Raw genomic sequence first — 15,476 nt, forward strand, 5'->3', positions numbered from 1 at the left:
AATGCTGGCCGGATGACGATTGGAAACCCGGCCGGATGAACGTCGGAATCTGCAAGTGCTTCAGCAATCTTTCCCGAGATCCGATTAGCCGCGCGCCGCGAAGGATCATGTTGCACATGCGCGTAGATAGCCGTCGAGCGTGCGTTCGCATGGCCAAGGATGGCTCCTGAGCACGCCCACATCAGTTCAGCTATAGTACGCCTTTTTCAAGGGCGCCTGCACACGCGGGATCTACGACAATATGAAAACCGCCGTGGAGACGATCTTCGTCGGCCGTGAGCGCGCCTACAACAGGCGCTTCCTCCAGATGTGCGGGCACTACCTCGTCGATCCCGTGGCCTGCACGCCGGCGTCGGGCTGGGAGAAGGGGCAGGTCGAGAACCAGGTAGGGCTGGTGCGCGAGCGCTTCTTCACACCACGCCTGCGGGTGAAGAGCTACGAGGAGCTGAACGCCTGGCTGCTCGACAGGACGATCGCCTTCGCCAAGGCGCACCGCCATCCGGACCTGCGCGACAGGACGGTTTGGGAGGTGTTCGAGGGAGAGCGGCCGAGCCAGGTTCCCTATCGCGGCCGCTTCGACGGCTTCCACGCGGCGCCCGTCTCGGTATCGAAGACCTGTCTCGTGCGCTTCGACAACAACCGCTACTCTGTCGCCGCCGGAGCCGTCGGGCGCCCGGCAGAGATCCGCGCTTATGCCGATAGGATCGAGATCCGGCAGGAGGGACGGATCGTCGGCGAGCATCCGCGCTGCTTCGGGCGGGACCAGACGATCTACGATCCCTGGCATTATGTGCCGGTCCTGGCGAGGAAGCCCGGCGCTCTTCGCAACGGAGCGCCGTTCAAGGACTGGGTCCTGCCCGCACACCTGGATCGCGTGCGCCGCAAGCTCGGCACCACGCCCGATGGCGGGCGCCAGATGGTCAACATCCTCACCGCGGTGCTGAGCGACGGCCTGCCTGCCGTGGAGGCCGCGTGTTCGGAGGCGCTCGGCGAAGGCGTCCACTCCGCCGACGTCATCCTCAACATCCTGGCCAGAGCCCGCGAGCCGGCACGCACGATGACCATCATGACCCCGGACGCGCTGCGACTTCGCCACGAGCCGGCGGCGGACTGTGCACGCTACGACAACCTCAGGAGAGCACTGTGATGGAACGCTCCGAGATCCTCGGCGCCATGGGCGAGCTGAAGCTCTACGGCATGAAGGCGGCCTTCGACGAGATCATCTCCACGGCCGTGAAGCGTCAGCATGAGCCGAGCCGTGTCGTCGGCGATCTTCTCCAGGCGGATATCTCCGAAAAGCAGGCGCGCTCGATCAAATACCAGATCACGATCGCCAAGCTGCTGCTCGCCCGCGACGTCGACGGCTTCGTGTTCGACGACACGCCGATCAACGAGACGCTGGTGCGCGATCTCGCCTCCGGCAACTTCATCGCCCATCAGCGCAATGCCGTTCTGATCGGCGGCACGGGAACCGGCAAGACGCATCTGGCGATCGCCATCGCCCGGGCCTGCATTCATGCCGGTGCCCGGGGACGCTTCTTCAACGTCGTCGATCTCGTCAACAAGCTCGAGGCGGAAGGGCGAGCGGGCCGCCAGGGCCGCATGGCGGACTATCTCACTCGAATGGACTTCATCGTCCTCGACGAACTCGGCTATCTGCCCTTCGCCCAGTCCGGCGGCCAGCTCCTGTTCCACCTGATCAGCCGGCTCTACGAGCAGACCTCGGTGATCGTCACCACGAACCTGGCCTTCGGTGAATGGCCCTCGGTCTTCGGCGACGCCAAAATGACCACCGCGCTCCTCGACCGCCTGACCCACCACTGCGATATCGTCGAGACCGGAAACGAGAGCTGGCGCTTCAAGAACCGCCTTTGAGCTACCGTCCCATCACCGCACGCAATGGGGGCCCTTTTGAACGCCGATGGGGGGGCCCGTTCCAACGCCGTTTGACAGACTACGTCGCCGATCGGCGGCCATGCCTGGATTTCGACCGGTTTCGCGTCGCTTTTGAGTCGGTGCGCCTTGCTGTCGAGGAAGGAAGCCGGAAGCCGCAACCTTTCCATCAGGAGCGCGTCGAGCTCGGAGAGTTTTTCGTTCTCAAAGGGCAGCTCGTCCATGTTGCCGATGTGCGCGACGAACATCGGCGCAACGGCAAACCGGACGCACGCCTTCGCGTGATTTTCGACAACGAGACCGAATCGAACCTGTTGATGTCCTCTCTGGTGCGGCGTCTCTATGAGGATAAGGACGCCCGCCGGATCGGATTTTCAGGGGCAGGACCACTGTTCCAAGGAGCACATACCGGCTTCGTTTATGTGCTTCGCTCTCGTTCAAACCGTCCGGAGGTCCGTGGTCTCCTGAAGGTAGGAACGACGGCCGGAACCGTCGAGGACCGGGTGGCCCGGGCAGAGACGCAGGCGGCATTTCTGTTCGCGCCGGTTGAAATCATTGAGACCTACGAGCTCGTTGGATACTCGGCCAAGGAGGCTGAGCGCATGATCCATGCGTCGCTTCGGCCGTTCCACGCCGCGCTAAGAGGGTGTTTGAGAAGGATTCCCAAGACGGGTTTTGCGTGATTCATAGGGCGTCGGATCAACGAGCCAAGCCGACACTCCATGCCCCGGAAGAAGCCACCCGCACGGCGCCGCTACGACACTGACCTGACTGACGGACAATGGGATCTGATCGCGCGGCTGATCCCCGACGCGCAGGCGGGCGGGCGCCCCAGGAAGGCCACGTCGCGTGAACTGGTGAACGCCATCCTCTATTTCCTGCGGGCCGGCATGGGGTGGCGGCTTCTGCCTCATGACCTGCCGCCGTGGCAGACGGTCTATTATTATCTGCGCCGCTGGCAGCGCGAGGGCGTCTGGGAGCGCGTCCACCACACGCTCGTCATGGCCGACCGCGAGCGGTGCGGCAGATCAGCGTCGCCCTCGGCGGCGATCCTCGACAGCCAGTCGGTCCGCACCGCTGATCAAAAGGGGGTGCCAAGGGCTACGATGCCGGCAAGAAAATCACCGGCCGCAAACGGCACATCCTGACCGACACCGATGGGCGCTTGCTCTGCGTGCGTGTTCACGCCGCCGATATCCAGGACCGCGACGGCGGCAAGCTGCCGCTGAAGGCCTCGCGCCGGCGCTACCCGTTCGTCGCCCGCGTCTTCGCCGATGGCGGCTATGCTGGGCGGCTTGTGACATGGGCGGCGGACAAGACCCACATCACCCTCGATATCATCCGCCGCGGCGCCAAGGCCAAAGGTTTCGAGGTCCTGCCGCGTCGATGGGTGGTGGAGCGCACCTTCGCCTGGATCTTCAAGAACCGCCGCCTCGTCCGCGACTACGAGCAGATCACCGCAGTCGCCGAAACCCTCATCACCATCGCCGCTTCAGCCACCCTGCTGCGCCGATGGCAGTGAACTAAGCCCCTTCTCAACCGCGCTCTAAAGGTCACAGGGCCAGATGGCCGCTCGTTCAACGCTACCGAGTGGTTTCGAACCGACATTGAGACCGTGTTTCAGATGTTTTCACTCATGTTCGTGAGATGAAAATATTTAGCGCGGGATTAAAATATGATTATTATGCAAAATAATGAAAAGCTGTACGGCACCATGGAATGCCGTGACTAAAGACCTTGGTGGATGGCCCGCGCGACTGCGCCAACCAACCGATCGTCCAGGAAAAGCCCCAGATCGTGCAGCGTACGTAGCCTTTGTTCAAATTCGGCATGGCTCGGCATCGCGTCGGGCTCGCGAGCAAGCGTTTGCAGCTCACGGCCGATAGATTGAATGCGCTCCATCCGAGCCCGCTCCTCCTCCGGACTGGGCCAGCCCAGCCCGTCCCGAGCCGCCTTGTCGGCATGTGCCAGCAGCCAGCGCGCCACCGCCTCCACGGCGTCGGCGGCGCTAGCGATGAGGCTGTAGCTAGTGCTCCGCCCGCCGGCCGGATCCCGTACCAGAACGCCTTTGCCGCACAGGTCTTCGATGTCGCGCGCGGCAGTGTCCTGCGAGCACTTGGCGAGCGTGGCATATTTGGACGAGGTCAGCTTGCCTTCGAAGCCGTCAAGCAGGCGGTTCACCACGAGGTGCTACCTCGGATTAAGGGCGCTCCTGGCATGAGCCTCCCAGAACCTCGCCTTGCGCAGAACCGTTGCCAAGGCCGCCTCTGCCCCTTGAAAGGCGCGGTCCAGGCATTCTAGGAACCAGGACAGCCACGCAGTGATGTCAAGGTCGCCCTTCTGCGTCCGCTCCAGGGTGTCGTAATAGGTCTTCCGTTCGATACGGATCTGCGCGGACATGCTGTAGAACCGCTGCGGCGAGCCCTCCGAGCGCGCCAGCGCCATGTCGGCGATGGCGCGGGCGATGCGTCTGTTCCCGTCCTCGAAGGGGTGGATGGTGACGAACCATAGATGGGCTATGGCCGCGACGAGGACAGGGTCGATGCTGCAGGGTGCGTTGAACCACGCGAGGAAGGCCTGCATCTCGGCCGTAAGGCGTTCCGCCCTCGGCGCTTCGAAATGGACATGCTCGCGCCCGATCGGTCCGGAAACGACCTACATGGGACCAGCCTCCCCGGGGCGCCACGCGCCGACGGTGATCTTCACCAAGCCGCCGCGCCCGGTGGGAAACAGCGCGGCATGCCAGCCAAACAGCCGCTCCTCGTTAAGTGGGAGGCGGTAGTTCTGGGTCGCGTCCAGCATCATCTCCACGACCCCTTCGACATGGCGATCCACCGGGGCAAGCGCCCCGATATCCATGCCGAGGCGCCGCGCAATCGAGGAGCGCACTTGCGCGCGGTCGAGCCGCTCGCCCTCGATGTCGCTGGATTTGAGGACCTCTTCGGTCAGGGATCGCAGGACGGCTTCGCCACGGAGCTCGAAGCCGAGTCCTTCCATGCGGCCGACTAACCGTCCCTGGTGATGACGCACCGCGGCCAGCGGCGCGGTCAGCACCGCGTGATCCCAGCGAAACCGGGGCCAGTCTGGCAGCTCATGAATGTAATTTATCATTTTCCGCGCTCGATGCGGAGAATGTGAGGGGCAATCTCCGCAAGCGCAAGAGGCAATATCCGCAATTTATGCGGAGAATGAGGTCAGCAATCTCCGCGTCAGGCATGCAAACCCGGCGGGTTGGCGCCAACCGCGCTCCGCAACCCCCTGAAACTCGCTGGCCGACAGGACCTGTTTAATCGCACCGCTTCACCATTCCGCCTGCGGCGCTCCCTGGTCTGCTCACCGGACGTTCTGCAACTGTCGCGTCCCACGCCGAGAAGGACGCGCGGCCGCCGCCTTGCCGTCGAGGATGTCGGCCATCTCGTCCGCGACGCGATCGGCCGCGAGCCGCAACGCCTCGTCGATATGGATATAGCGCTGCGTCACACCGCGCGCTGCATGGCCAAGGAGCGCCGCGATCGTCAATTCGGAAAAGCCGAGGTCGCCGGCGACGCTCGCAAAGGTGTGGCGCAGGGTATGTGGGGTGACGTCCTCCAGGCGCGCCATTGAGCAGAGGCGATCGAGCACGCGCACGATCCCGACGAAATGCCCTTCACCCCAGTCGGCCGGGAAGAAGAAGCGCGATCCGGCCTGTGGCTGAGCCAGCAGCAAGTCGACGGCGGCGCGGCCGATCACCCGCGTCTGCGCGCCGCTCTTCGTGTCGGGAAATCGGATCGAGCCATCCTCGTCATGGAGCCAGGCACGCTCCAAAGCGAGCCCCTCCATGCGGCGCAGCCCCGTCATCAGAAAGAAGCGGATCACCGCGAGGCCGGTCGGGTGCTCCCCCTCCTGCTCCGCGGCCCGCATCGCCTGGCCGAGCTTCTCGATCTCGGCACGACTCAGCCGGCGGTCGCGCGGCGTGCTGGCGAGGCGACGCACGCCGCGCGCCGGGTTGCTCTCGATCTTTCCCAGCCGGACACCGTGCTCGAAGATCGCGTGCAGAGTCGACATGGTCCGCGCAGCGACGCCCTCGCCGCCCGTCGCGGCACCGCCGCGACTGCCGGCGCGAGGCTTGGACGTCTTGCCCGCCGCGATGTCGGCCTGTGCCCCCTCGATATCGCCGAGCTTGAGCGCGCTGACCGCGCGCTTCCCGAGGAGCGGCCGGATATGCACGTCGATGCGGCTGCGATCCATGGCAAGCGTTGACGCTTTGATGGGCCGGCGTCTCTTACCGAGGATCCGGCCGGCCTCCGCCTCGGCCAGATACCAGTCGCACACCTCAGCAACGGTGATGGCGTCACTGGCCGCCGCTTGCTTTTCCTCGAGAGGGTCGACGCCCCTGGCGATCCGGCCGAGGACGGTCTTCGCCTCGCGCCGCGCCTCTTCCAAGGTCATGACGCCGTAGCGACCGATCATGATGCGACGGCTGCGGCCTTGGGCGTTGCGATATTGGACGACGAAGGTCTTCAAGCCCGAGGCGACGACCTTGACGCCGAAGCCCCTGAGCTCCTGATCCCACTCGATCAAATACGAACCTTTGACCCCAACCTTCGAAGGTTTCAGAGCATCGACCGTCTGCTTCGTGAGCTTTGCCATGATATATCAGCGTGTTAGCGGAACTTTGCTTACTTTATCACGGGTGGCCCGCCGGAGTAAGCAGAAAGTCAGCTTTTCAGGGCGCATTCAGGCGCGCCATCGGGGAGGTTCGGCGACGGAAATGAGGAAAAATATAATGTAATTACGGTAGTTTATACGATTCCAGCGCAATTCCTCGCAGTGTGGCGCAAGCGCCTGGGGCACCTTGCCAAGGTTGGGGTCGTGGGTTCGAATCCCATCGCCCGCTCCAAATTTTCCAATAAAATAAGATACTTAGCGAACGCCCTTCGGGGCGTTTTCTGCTTGGATTTGCCCTCGGACGCGACTTTCTGAGCAGAATCTATGCTCCCGGAAGAAAATTCCCGGATGCCATGGCGTGTGTTCGGCCGCTTTCCAAGCGGCGGCAGCGCCGCCGGCCTCGCGGCGCGCCTTGGCAAATTCGCGATCGGTGCGATGAAGCGCCCGAGCCTCGGCACGAAGGGTGACGTGAGCCCCTGATCCTCATGGGACGCTCTCCTGACCCGGAGGAGAAAAGGGGCTCACATCACGCAGCGCTTTTCGATCGAAAGTCGAGCGGTCGTCTCGGCGACGCGCTGGCCGAGATAGGCGGCGGTGCGCAAGTCGCTGTCGATGGGCGTGGTCTCCGCGGGCCCGTCGTCCGACTGGGCCATCGCACCCAGCCAGCTGCCGAGGCGAATAAGATCTTCCGGCGTCTTGCCCGGAAACAAGGTCGAGCCCCACCCAGATCATGCCGTGCTGGGCAGCGAAGAGGGCCAGTGAGACGAGCGCATTCAGCTTGTCGCCGTGGAGGGCACCGGAATTGGTGAAACCGGCCGCGATCTTGTTGCGCCAGCTCTGCGTTACCCAGGCCGTGCGGGTGGATTCTTCCATGAACTGTTTCAGGCGTGCCGAGATCAGGCCATTATAGGTCGGTGAACCGAAGATGATGGCGTCGCTCGCGGCCAGCGCCTCCCATTCGATCGAGCGCTCGGCGGCCGGGAACAGCGTCGCTTCGGCCCCCGGAACACGGGCGCCGCCCTCGGCGACGTGGTGGGCCAGTTTGGCCGTGTGGCCATAACCACTGTCGAAAACAATTGCGATATTCATGGAGATAGCCTTGGCGAAGCCTCGGGTAAGCATGACAGCGGCGCGCCCGCGGGCCATTGGCGGCGGGAGCGCTGTCCCCGTCAGGCCGCGAGGTTCTGATTGAAAAAGCGGGTGAGCTTGTCGAAGGGGATCAGGTCCACGCGGTCGTAGAGATCCACGTGGCCCGCTCCGGCGACCGAGACGAGCTCCTTCGGCTCAGCCGCCCGCTTGTAGGCGTCCTCGCTGAATTCGCGCGAATGCGCCTGGTCACCGCTGATGAACAGCATAGGGCGTGGAGAGATCGTCTCGATGTCGTTGAAGGGATAGAAGTTCATGAACTTCACATTGCTGGTCACGGTCGGTTTCGTCGTGCGCTGCGGCGAGGCCCCGGCCGGCGTGACCTCGCCACGCGGGGTGCGGTAGAAGTCATAGAATTCGCGCTGGATGGGGTGAGTGTCGGCGGTGAGCACAAGGTCAGTGCCGCCAGCCACCGCAATCTCGCCGCCCTGGAACTCCAGGTAACGCTGCTCGGCCGCCGCCGCGATGATCGCCTTGCGCTGCTCGAGCGTGAGGGAGTGGTTGAGCGCGTTACGGTTCGCCGCCCCCATGTCGTACATCGAGACGGCGGCTACGGCGCGAAGGCGCGGGTCGATCTTGGCCGCGCTGATGGCAAAGCTGCCGGAGCCGCAGATGCCCAGGACACCCATGCGGTCGCGGTCGACGAGGGGGCTTGTGCCCAGATAGTCGGCTGCGGCGCTGAAAGCTTCGGTGTAATGATCGGGCGAAACCATGTTGCGCGGCGCGCCGGCGCTCTCGCCCCAGAAGGTCAGATCGATGGCAAGGGTGACGAAACCCTGCTCGGCCATCTTCGTCGCGTAGAGGGTGGCACTCTGTTCCTTCACCGCGCCCATGGGATGGCTAACGATGATCGCGGGGCGGCGCACGTCTCGGTCTGGCCTCTTCGGCTGGATCAGGTTGCCGACCACGTCCATCTGGTACTGGCTCTTGAAGGTGACCTTCTGGAGGGTGACCTTGTCGCCGGTGTAGAAATTCGCCGCCCCCGCGACATGTCCTGGGCCAAGGCGGCATCAGGATCGAGCATGACGGGCAGCCCGGCCGCGACCAGACCCGCGCCGGCGGCCTTGAGCATGCTGCGCCGATTCAGCCCGTCGGGCGCGGGGGATGCTGCACCAGGCACGGTGGTCGAAGATATGGGCATGTGGGTCTCCATCGCTGCGGAATGCGTTGGATGGAGTTTGGTAACGTATTCAGGAACCAGTAGCCCCTTGGCCTCGTTCGCCTTTATGAGCATTGTTTATCAATGAATGCCGGTTTCATCACGCAATACGAGGCGGCGGGGACAGCGGCGGCTTCGGTGGGTCGGGAGCTAGGCCCTATGGCGCAGGGCTTCCACCAATGCGACGAAGGCCGGCGAGGATTGCCGGCGGCTAGGGTAATAGAGATAGAAGCCGTCCCAATAGGCGCACCAGTCCTGCAACGCGGGAATCAAGCGGCCGGCGCTGATGTGATCCCGCGCGATCTCCTCGGGCACAAAGCCGAGGCCGCTGCCGGCAACGGCCGCGTCCAACACATGGAAGATGTTGCTGAAGGCCAACTGGCCGTCGACGCGGATCTTCAACTCCCGGCCGTCCTTCTCGAACTCCCATGCCCAAAGGCCGCCCGACGTCTGGAGCCGGTAGTTGATGCAACGGTGCTGGACGAGTTCCTCAGGGTGCGAAGGCCGCGGATGCGCAGCGAAATAGCCGGGCGAACCCACCACGGTGAAACGAAAATCCGGCCCGATGCGGGCGGAGATCATGTCCTTCGCAAGGTGCTCGCCCATGCGCACGCCGGCATCATAGCGCTCGGTGACGATGTCGGTCAGCGCGTTGTCCAGAATCAGCTCGACCTTGATGTCAGGGAATTTCGGCAGAAATTTCTGCAGTTTGGGCCACAGGACGCTGCTGATCGCATAGTCAGAGGCGGAGATGCGGATGGTGCCGGCGGGCTTGTCGCGGAGCGCGTTGAGGGCGTCCACGTGTGCTTCGATCTCGTCGAAATGCGGGGCGATACCGTCCAATAGGCGCTCGCCAGCCTCGGTGGGCGAGACGGCCCGGGTCGTGCGGGTGAGCAGGCGTACGCCGAGACGCTCTTCGAGCTGGCGGATGGTGTGACTCAGCGCCGACTGCGACACGCCCATGCGCGCGGCGGCGCGGGTGAAGCTACGATCGCGCGCGACGGCGATGAAGGCGAGCAGGTCGTTGATGTTCTCGCGCGCCATCCATGAACCTTCATCATGAAAGAAGACCTATTCTATCTCAGATGCGCAAGGTGGGAAGCTGCGTGCGGTCATTGGGGGCGATCCCGAGGTCACGACCGCATTACCAGCCACAGCGGGCGGCGACGACGCGATTGATGACGAATGCTCATATCTCCATGCGCAACGGCGCTGCTAATTCGCCGCCGGAGGTGTCGTTAGTTTAACCGCCGGAACAAGCCGCAGGTGCAGCTTTGCCGGGACGCGCTCGCGATGGAGAGGTAGGCCGTGACGAGGATGATGACGCGCCGGCGAGCGGTGCAGCTCGTCGCATCGGCTGTGGCCGCGCCGGCCATGGTCGTGCCCTGCCCGGCGCGAAGCGCAACAGCGGAGAGGCCGTTCATGCATGTCGATTTCGTCTTCAACGGGCAGGCCTTCACCGCGACGCTGGTCGACAGCCCCTCGGCACGCGACCTCGTGGCCATGCTGCCGCTGAATTTGGTGATCGACGACTATTCGACCAATGAGAAGATCACCTATCTCCCGCGCAAGCTCACCGAGGCGGGCAGCGGCTCTTTTGCCGATGAGGCGCCCGGCGACCTCGCCTATTACGCGCCCTGGGGCAATCTCGTCTTCTATTACGCGAGCTACCGCTATTCGCCTGGGCTGATCCGGCTCGGGCGTCTTGAGGGCGGCGTGACGCCCTTACTGACCCGCGGCCGGTTCCCTTTATCCGCGACGGCGCGGCGCTGACACCGGCTGATGAATCGGCGCGTGCAGTGCGAACACAACCGGCTGATCCGTAGACCGCACGACGACCGACGGTAGCGGCTGGCCGTCCATTCATGAGCTGGGCTCATCGCGGCAAGCGAGGCTTGCTTCTAATACCTCGGACGACCACCGCGTAGATTCAGAACCAGATCAAACGCGCGCCCTGACCGGTCGCGGATGGACGGCGACCTCGTGCAGGTCGTGCCGCCGCGCCCGGCCTCGCGTCCTTTTACACGGAGAATGACGGTGGATCTCACCATCAACGGACAGACGCACAGCCTCGACATCGAGCCGGACACCCCGCTGCTCTGGGTGCTGCGTGACGAACTCGGCATGACCGGCACCAAATATGGCTGCGGACTCGCCCAATGCGGCGCCTGCACCGTGCTGGTGGACGGCCAGCCGACCCGCTCCTGCGTGACGCCGGTCGAGGCGGTCGCCGGTGGCCAGATCATGACCATCGAGGCGGTGACGCAGGATCCGGTGGGGCAGAAGGTCGTTGAAGCCTGGGTGTCGCAGCAGGTCGCGCAGTGCGGCTATTGCCAGTCCGGCCAGGTGATGGCCGCGACCGCGCTGCTCAAGCAGACCCCGAAGCCGAGCGATGAGGACATCGCCGCCGCCATGATCAATCTGTGCCGTTGCGGCACCTATAACGCCATCGCCGCCGCCGTCCGGCACGCGGCGCAGGCCTGAGGAGCGGCACGATGAACGAGATGAGCCCCATTCCCGCCGCCAAACCGGATGCCCTGCCGCTCAACCTTTCGCGGCGCCGCTTCCTCGGCGCCTCCCTGGGGGCGCTGGTGCTGGGCGTCGCCCTGCCGGCGGGCGGACGCGCCTTTGCCCAGGAAGCCCCTGCCGTCGTGCCGGGCACCCGGGTCAACGCCTATATCCAGATTCGCCCGGACAGCACGGTGCTGTTCCGCAGCGCCTTCATCGAGGGCGGGCAGGGCATCTTCACCGCCATGGCGCAGATCGTCGGCGAGGAGCTCGATGTCGATCCCGCGCAGTTCGTGGTGGAAGGCGCGCCGCCCGGCCCCGACTACACGCTGATCGGGGGCTACCGCTTCACCGGCGGCAGCATGTCGGTGCGTATGAGCTACGAGACGATGCGCAAGCTCGGCGCCGCCGCGCGCCAGATGCTGCTGCAGGCCGCCGCGAAGCAACTCGGCGTGCCGATGGCGCAGCTCTCGACGCAGCCCGGCCGGGTGATCCACGCCGCCTCGATCCGCGAGCGCGAGCACGGCACGCTGGAGCATCTGGTGGTGATGCCGGTGACGCCGGCCGAGATCATGGTGAGCAAGGTGTGGTCGATGGGTCTCGTCGTGCTGGCGGCGTCCGCCTTTTCCGTCGTGGTGGTGGTCCAGGGGCTGCTCGCGGTGCCGATCGAGGGCTCGGTGCCGCTGTTCCTGCTGGGCGCGGCGCTGCAGCTCTTCGCCACCACCAGCATGGGCATCTATCTCGCCACGGTCGCGGGAACCATGCCGCAGTTCGGCCTGCTGCTCATGATGGTGCTGCTGCCGCTGCAGGTGCTGTCGGGAACCTCAACGCCGCGCGAAAGCATGCCGGAGATCATTCAGAACCTCATGCTGGCGGCGCCGAACACGCATTTCGTGATGCTGGCGCAGGGTGTGCTGTTTCGCGGCGCCGGCCTTGAGGTGGTGTGGCCCCAGATCGCGGCGCTGGCGGGCATCGGGACGGTGCTCTTCGTGCTCGCGCTGCGCCGCTTCCGCCGCTTCCTGCATTAGGACATCCGCTTTCGTGCTGTCACCGGATGGGTCTATGTAACGGGGCGGGCACCCGGCGGGCGGGAGCCCGGTAGCGGAGGCGCCCATGTCGCACCATCCCGAGATTCGCGTCGCCTTCGACGCCGGCTGCACGCTGGCGGAGTCCCCGGTATGGGACGCGGCGAACCGGAGGTTGCTCTTTGCCGATATTCCGGCCGGTACCATCCACGCCTTCAGCCCGGCCAGCGGCGAGCACCGGCAGTGGCGCTTCGACCGCCCGGTGGGCAGCTTCGGCCTCGCCCGCAGCGGCCGGCTGGTGGTGGCGGTCGGCGGTGATGTGGTGCTGTTCGACCCTGCGACAGGGACGCGGGTGCTGCTCGCCACGGTGGAGGCGGATTTCCCGCGGCTGCGCCTCAATGACGGCAAGGTCGGCCCGGATGGGGCCTTCTGGGTCGGCACCATCCACGACGTCGAAAGTGCCAAGCGCGAGCCGATCGCGGCGCTGTTCCGCGTCGACCGCCACGGCACCGTGCGGCGGATGATCGAGGGACTGAAGGTTTCCAACGGCCTCGCCTGGTCCCCGGACGGCCGGCAGATGTTCCACAGCGATTCGGCAGGGCCGTGGATCGATCGCTGGGATTTCGATCCCGCGACCGGCGACATCGCCCACCGCACCCGGATCGCCACGCCGTCCAACGAAGAGGGCCGGCCGGATGGCGGGGCCTGCGATGCCGAAGGCCATTACTGGAGCAGCGGCGTCTCCGCCGGCTGCCTGAACCGCTATGCCGCCGATGGCCGCCTGCTGGCGCGCATTCCGCTGCCCGTGCCGGCGCCGACCATGCCCTGTTTTGCCGGGGAGGGGCTGCGCACGCTCTATGTCTCCAGCCTCAGGCGCAGTCCCGAGGCGCCGGCACCCTCGGGCGCCATACTGGAACTCGATCCCGGCGTCGCGGGGGCCGAAGTGGCGCTGTTCGACGACGATCTGCCCTAGATCGGCGGGGCCGTGGGCAGCCGTGGCTCTACTTGAGGGTGACCAAGCGGAATATCTGATCTTCGTGGTGGGAGCTGACCCTTCGTTAGATAAACGGTAGAATTGATGCCGATCAAGGAGCCTGCCTCGTCTCCTCCCTAGCCTGATGTTGCGTTCAGGCGCTTGCCGGTGGGAGGAAACCATGCGCGTCCACGAGATCATGAGCTATCCCGTCATAACCGTGACGCCGGACGACACGCTGGTCGCGGTCGCGGAGAAGCTGGTGCGCCATCGCATCAGCGCGGCCCCCGTCGTCGATCCGGCCGGTCACGTCGTCGGTATCGTCAGCGAGGGCGACCTGCTGCACCGCGCCGAGACCCGCACCGAGCGCCGCCGTTCCTGGTGGCTCGAGCTGTTCACCAGCGGCGAGACACTGGCGCAGGACTACGTCAAGTCCCATGGCCGGCTGGCGAAGGACGTGATGTCCCGGCGGGTGCTGAGCGTGCATCCCGATTCCAGCCTCGCCGACGTCGCGGACCTGCTCGATCGGCGCGGCATCAAGCGGGTTCCCGTTCTGGACGGGGGCAAGCTGGTGGGAATCATCAGCCGGGCCGATCTCGTTCGCGCCTTCGTGGCGGCCAAGACGGGACGGAAGGGGCCGGAAGCCGCGCGTTCCGACGCGGATATCCAGATCGACCTCGACGCCGCGCTGCAGCGCGAGGCCTGGGCCAGCCCGCTGACGGTGGTCACCGCGGTGCAGGATGGCGTGGTGCAACTGCTCGGCCTCATCCGCTCGGCGGATGAGCGCGACGCCCTCGTTCTGCTGGCTGGCAACGTGCCGGGCGTCCGCCGGGTGGAGGACCGTCTCCAGTTTCGCGCCTTCGCCGAGATCTGATGGCGCCCTGGCGCCCGAACCCGGAGGGTCGGGCGCTACCTGCCGTCAGCCGGTCATTCCCGGCACGAGGACCGCGGCGCCCTGCAGCCGTCCGGCGCGCAGATCCGCCAGCGCCTCGTTGGCCCGCGCCAGCGGATAGCGCGTCGTTTCCATCTTCAGGCCGATCTGCGGGGCGAGGGCGAGGAACTCGGCGCCGTCGCGGCGGGTGAGATTGGCGACCGAGAGCACCTGACGTTCACCCCACAGGATGCGGTAGGGGAAGGCGGGAATGTCGCTCATGTGGATGCCGCCGCACACCACCCGTCCGCCCTTGCGCACCGCCCGCAGTGCCGCAGGAACGAGCGCGCCCACCGGGGCGAAGATCAGCGCCGCGTCGAGCGTCTCCGGCGTCGGCTCGTCGGAGCCGCCCGCCCATGTCGCGCCGAGGCTGCGGGCGAAATCCTGCGTGGCCGTGTCGCCGGGGCGGGTGAAGGCGAAGACGCGGCGTCCCTGCCAGCGGCACACCTGCGCGATGATGTGCGCGGCGGCACCAAATCCGTAGAGGCCGATCGTCCGCCCTTCCCCGGCCATGGAGAGGCACCGCCAGCCGATCAGCCCGGCGCAGAGCAGCGGCGCCAGCGCCACCGCATCGGCCTGTTCCGCCATGGGAAATGCAAAGCGGGCATCCGCCACGGTGTGGGTGGCAAAGCCGCCATCGCGCGTGAAACCGGTGAAGACCGGGGAATCGCAGAGATTCTCGCGCTCTTCGGCGCAGTACGGGCACTGGCCGCAGCTATGCCCGAGCCATGGCACGCCGACGCGCTGGCCGGGTCTGAGTCCGGTAACGCCGGGCCCAAGGGCCTCGATGCGGCCCACGATCTCGTGCCCGGGGATGATGGGCAGCATTGGGTCGGGCAGGTCGCCGTCGACCACGTGCAGGTCGGTTCGGCAGACCGCGCAGGCCTCCACCTTCAGGCGGATTTCACCGGGCCCGGGCACCGGGTCCGGGCGGGTTTCCGCCCGCAGCGGCGTGCCCAGAGCATGCAGCACCATAGCGTCCATAGCGTCTCTCCGCACCATGTGCGGCACAGAATGCGCGCGCCGCGGCGCCGTCGCTTGATGTGGCGCAAGCGTGGTTTTCCCGCGCTATCCCGATGAGCGGGCCTCGCCATCGCCCGATGTTCGGTACCCGGTCGCCACGCCGCAGTTTCGCTTGATTTCAATCAATGAGGCGAGAGGCAAGGTTCCCTAGGGGTTTTCCAGGACACACAG

General features: G+C 65.6%; 17 protein-coding genes and 1 pseudogene. 9 read left to right on the top strand and 9 right to left on the bottom strand.

The window, feature by feature from the left end; genetic code table 11:
- Positions 1–196: 196 nt before the first annotated feature.
- The 4 genes and pseudogenes from KHC27_RS08460 to KHC27_RS08475 all read left to right on the top strand — a co-directional run.
- Positions 197–1,250 (top strand): annotated as a pseudogene (locus KHC27_RS08460) (Mu transposase domain-containing protein); the annotation flags it as partial.
- The gene (istB, locus tag KHC27_RS08465) at positions 1,147–1,875 is read left to right on the top strand and encodes an IS21-like element helper ATPase IstB (protein ID WP_213337722.1); all 729 of its coding nucleotides are present in this window, start codon (positions 1,147–1,149) and stop codon (positions 1,873–1,875) included. The pseudogene KHC27_RS08460 and the gene istB, both read left to right, overlap by 104 nt.
- A gap of 71 nt (positions 1,876–1,946) precedes the next feature.
- Complete coding sequence (locus KHC27_RS08470) at positions 1,947–2,576, top strand: GIY-YIG nuclease family protein (RefSeq protein WP_213337724.1); 630 nt, start codon at positions 1,947–1,949, stop codon at positions 2,574–2,576.
- A gap of 39 nt (positions 2,577–2,615) precedes the next feature.
- Positions 2,616–3,415 (top strand): IS5 family transposase gene (locus KHC27_RS08475; RefSeq protein ID WP_246519767.1). Its coding sequence is split into 2 segments (ribosomal slippage): positions 2,616–2,975 and positions 2,978–3,415, totalling 798 coding nucleotides; the frame shifts between segments, so codons are not numbered across the junction.
- Positions 3,416–3,621: 206 nt separating this feature from the next.
- Here the strand turns inward: KHC27_RS08475 and KHC27_RS22000 are convergent.
- The 8 genes from KHC27_RS22000 to KHC27_RS21615 all read right to left on the bottom strand — a co-directional run bounded on the left by KHC27_RS22000 (position 3,622) and on the right by KHC27_RS21615 (position 10,269).
- The gene (locus KHC27_RS22000) at positions 3,622–4,077 is read right to left on the bottom strand and encodes a hypothetical protein (RefSeq protein WP_343210867.1); all 456 of its coding nucleotides are present in this window, start codon (positions 4,075–4,077) and stop codon (positions 3,622–3,624) included.
- A gap of 6 nt (positions 4,078–4,083) precedes the next feature.
- Entirely contained in the window at positions 4,084–4,533 is a 450-nt protein-coding gene (locus KHC27_RS22005) for a Fic family protein (protein WP_343210873.1), read from the bottom strand.
- A 15-nt stretch (positions 4,534–4,548) separates the two neighbouring features.
- Positions 4,549–5,004 (bottom strand): DUF4172 domain-containing protein, encoded by a 456-nt coding sequence (locus tag KHC27_RS22010; protein ID WP_343210868.1) that lies wholly within the window; start codon positions 5,002–5,004, stop codon positions 4,549–4,551.
- Positions 5,005–5,226: 222 nt separating this feature from the next.
- Positions 5,227–6,522, bottom strand: coding sequence for a tyrosine-type recombinase/integrase (locus KHC27_RS08485; protein ID WP_213337726.1), 1,296 nt, complete (start codon positions 6,520–6,522; stop codon positions 5,227–5,229).
- 501 nt (positions 6,523–7,023) lie between these two features.
- Positions 7,024–7,629 (bottom strand): flavodoxin family protein, encoded by a 606-nt coding sequence (locus KHC27_RS08490; protein ID WP_343210869.1) that lies wholly within the window; start codon positions 7,627–7,629, stop codon positions 7,024–7,026.
- 80 nt (positions 7,630–7,709) lie between these two features.
- Positions 7,710–8,600, bottom strand: coding sequence for an alpha/beta hydrolase (locus KHC27_RS08495; RefSeq protein ID WP_213337728.1), 891 nt, complete (start codon positions 8,598–8,600; stop codon positions 7,710–7,712).
- Between the two features lie 395 nt (positions 8,601–8,995).
- Positions 8,996–9,889, bottom strand: coding sequence for a LysR family transcriptional regulator (locus tag KHC27_RS08500; RefSeq protein WP_213337730.1), 894 nt, complete (start codon positions 9,887–9,889; stop codon positions 8,996–8,998).
- A gap of 194 nt (positions 9,890–10,083) precedes the next feature.
- Positions 10,084–10,269: a hypothetical protein gene (locus KHC27_RS21615; RefSeq protein WP_246519781.1), complete on the bottom strand. Its 186-nt coding sequence runs from the start codon at positions 10,267–10,269 to the stop codon at positions 10,084–10,086.
- On the opposite strand from KHC27_RS21615, the gene KHC27_RS08505 reads away from it, so the two are divergent.
- The 5 genes from KHC27_RS08505 to KHC27_RS08530 all read left to right on the top strand — a co-directional run bounded on the left by KHC27_RS08505 (position 10,220) and on the right by KHC27_RS08530 (position 14,225).
- The gene (locus tag KHC27_RS08505; protein ID WP_246519774.1) at positions 10,220–10,618 is read left to right on the top strand and encodes a cyclophilin-like fold protein; all 399 of its coding nucleotides are present in this window, start codon (positions 10,220–10,222) and stop codon (positions 10,616–10,618) included. The two genes, KHC27_RS21615 and KHC27_RS08505, sit on opposite strands and share 50 nt — an antisense overlap.
- A gap of 264 nt (positions 10,619–10,882) precedes the next feature.
- A complete protein-coding gene (locus tag KHC27_RS08510; protein WP_343210870.1) occupies positions 10,883–11,329 on the top strand; it encodes a (2Fe-2S)-binding protein in 447 nt (148 codons plus the stop codon).
- Positions 11,330–11,349: 20 nt separating this feature from the next.
- Positions 11,350–12,381, top strand: a complete 1,032-nt coding sequence (locus KHC27_RS21865) for an ABC transporter permease (RefSeq protein WP_281417012.1) — start codon at positions 11,350–11,352, stop codon at positions 12,379–12,381.
- Between the two features lie 85 nt (positions 12,382–12,466).
- Positions 12,467–13,351: an SMP-30/gluconolactonase/LRE family protein gene (locus KHC27_RS08525; RefSeq protein WP_213337739.1), complete on the top strand. Its 885-nt coding sequence runs from the start codon at positions 12,467–12,469 to the stop codon at positions 13,349–13,351.
- Between the two features lie 181 nt (positions 13,352–13,532).
- Entirely contained in the window at positions 13,533–14,225 is a 693-nt protein-coding gene (locus KHC27_RS08530) for a CBS domain-containing protein (RefSeq protein ID WP_213337746.1), read from the top strand.
- Between the two features lie 45 nt (positions 14,226–14,270).
- Here the strand turns inward: KHC27_RS08530 and KHC27_RS08535 are convergent, their stop codons facing one another.
- Complete coding sequence (locus KHC27_RS08535) at positions 14,271–15,266, bottom strand: zinc-dependent alcohol dehydrogenase family protein (RefSeq protein WP_213337749.1); 996 nt, start codon at positions 15,264–15,266, stop codon at positions 14,271–14,273.
- Positions 15,267–15,476 lie beyond the last annotated feature (210 nt).

The sequence above is a fragment of the Ancylobacter lacus genome (genome assembly GCF_018390635.1).
Classification (GTDB): domain Bacteria; phylum Pseudomonadota; class Alphaproteobacteria; order Rhizobiales; family Xanthobacteraceae; genus Ancylobacter; species Ancylobacter lacus.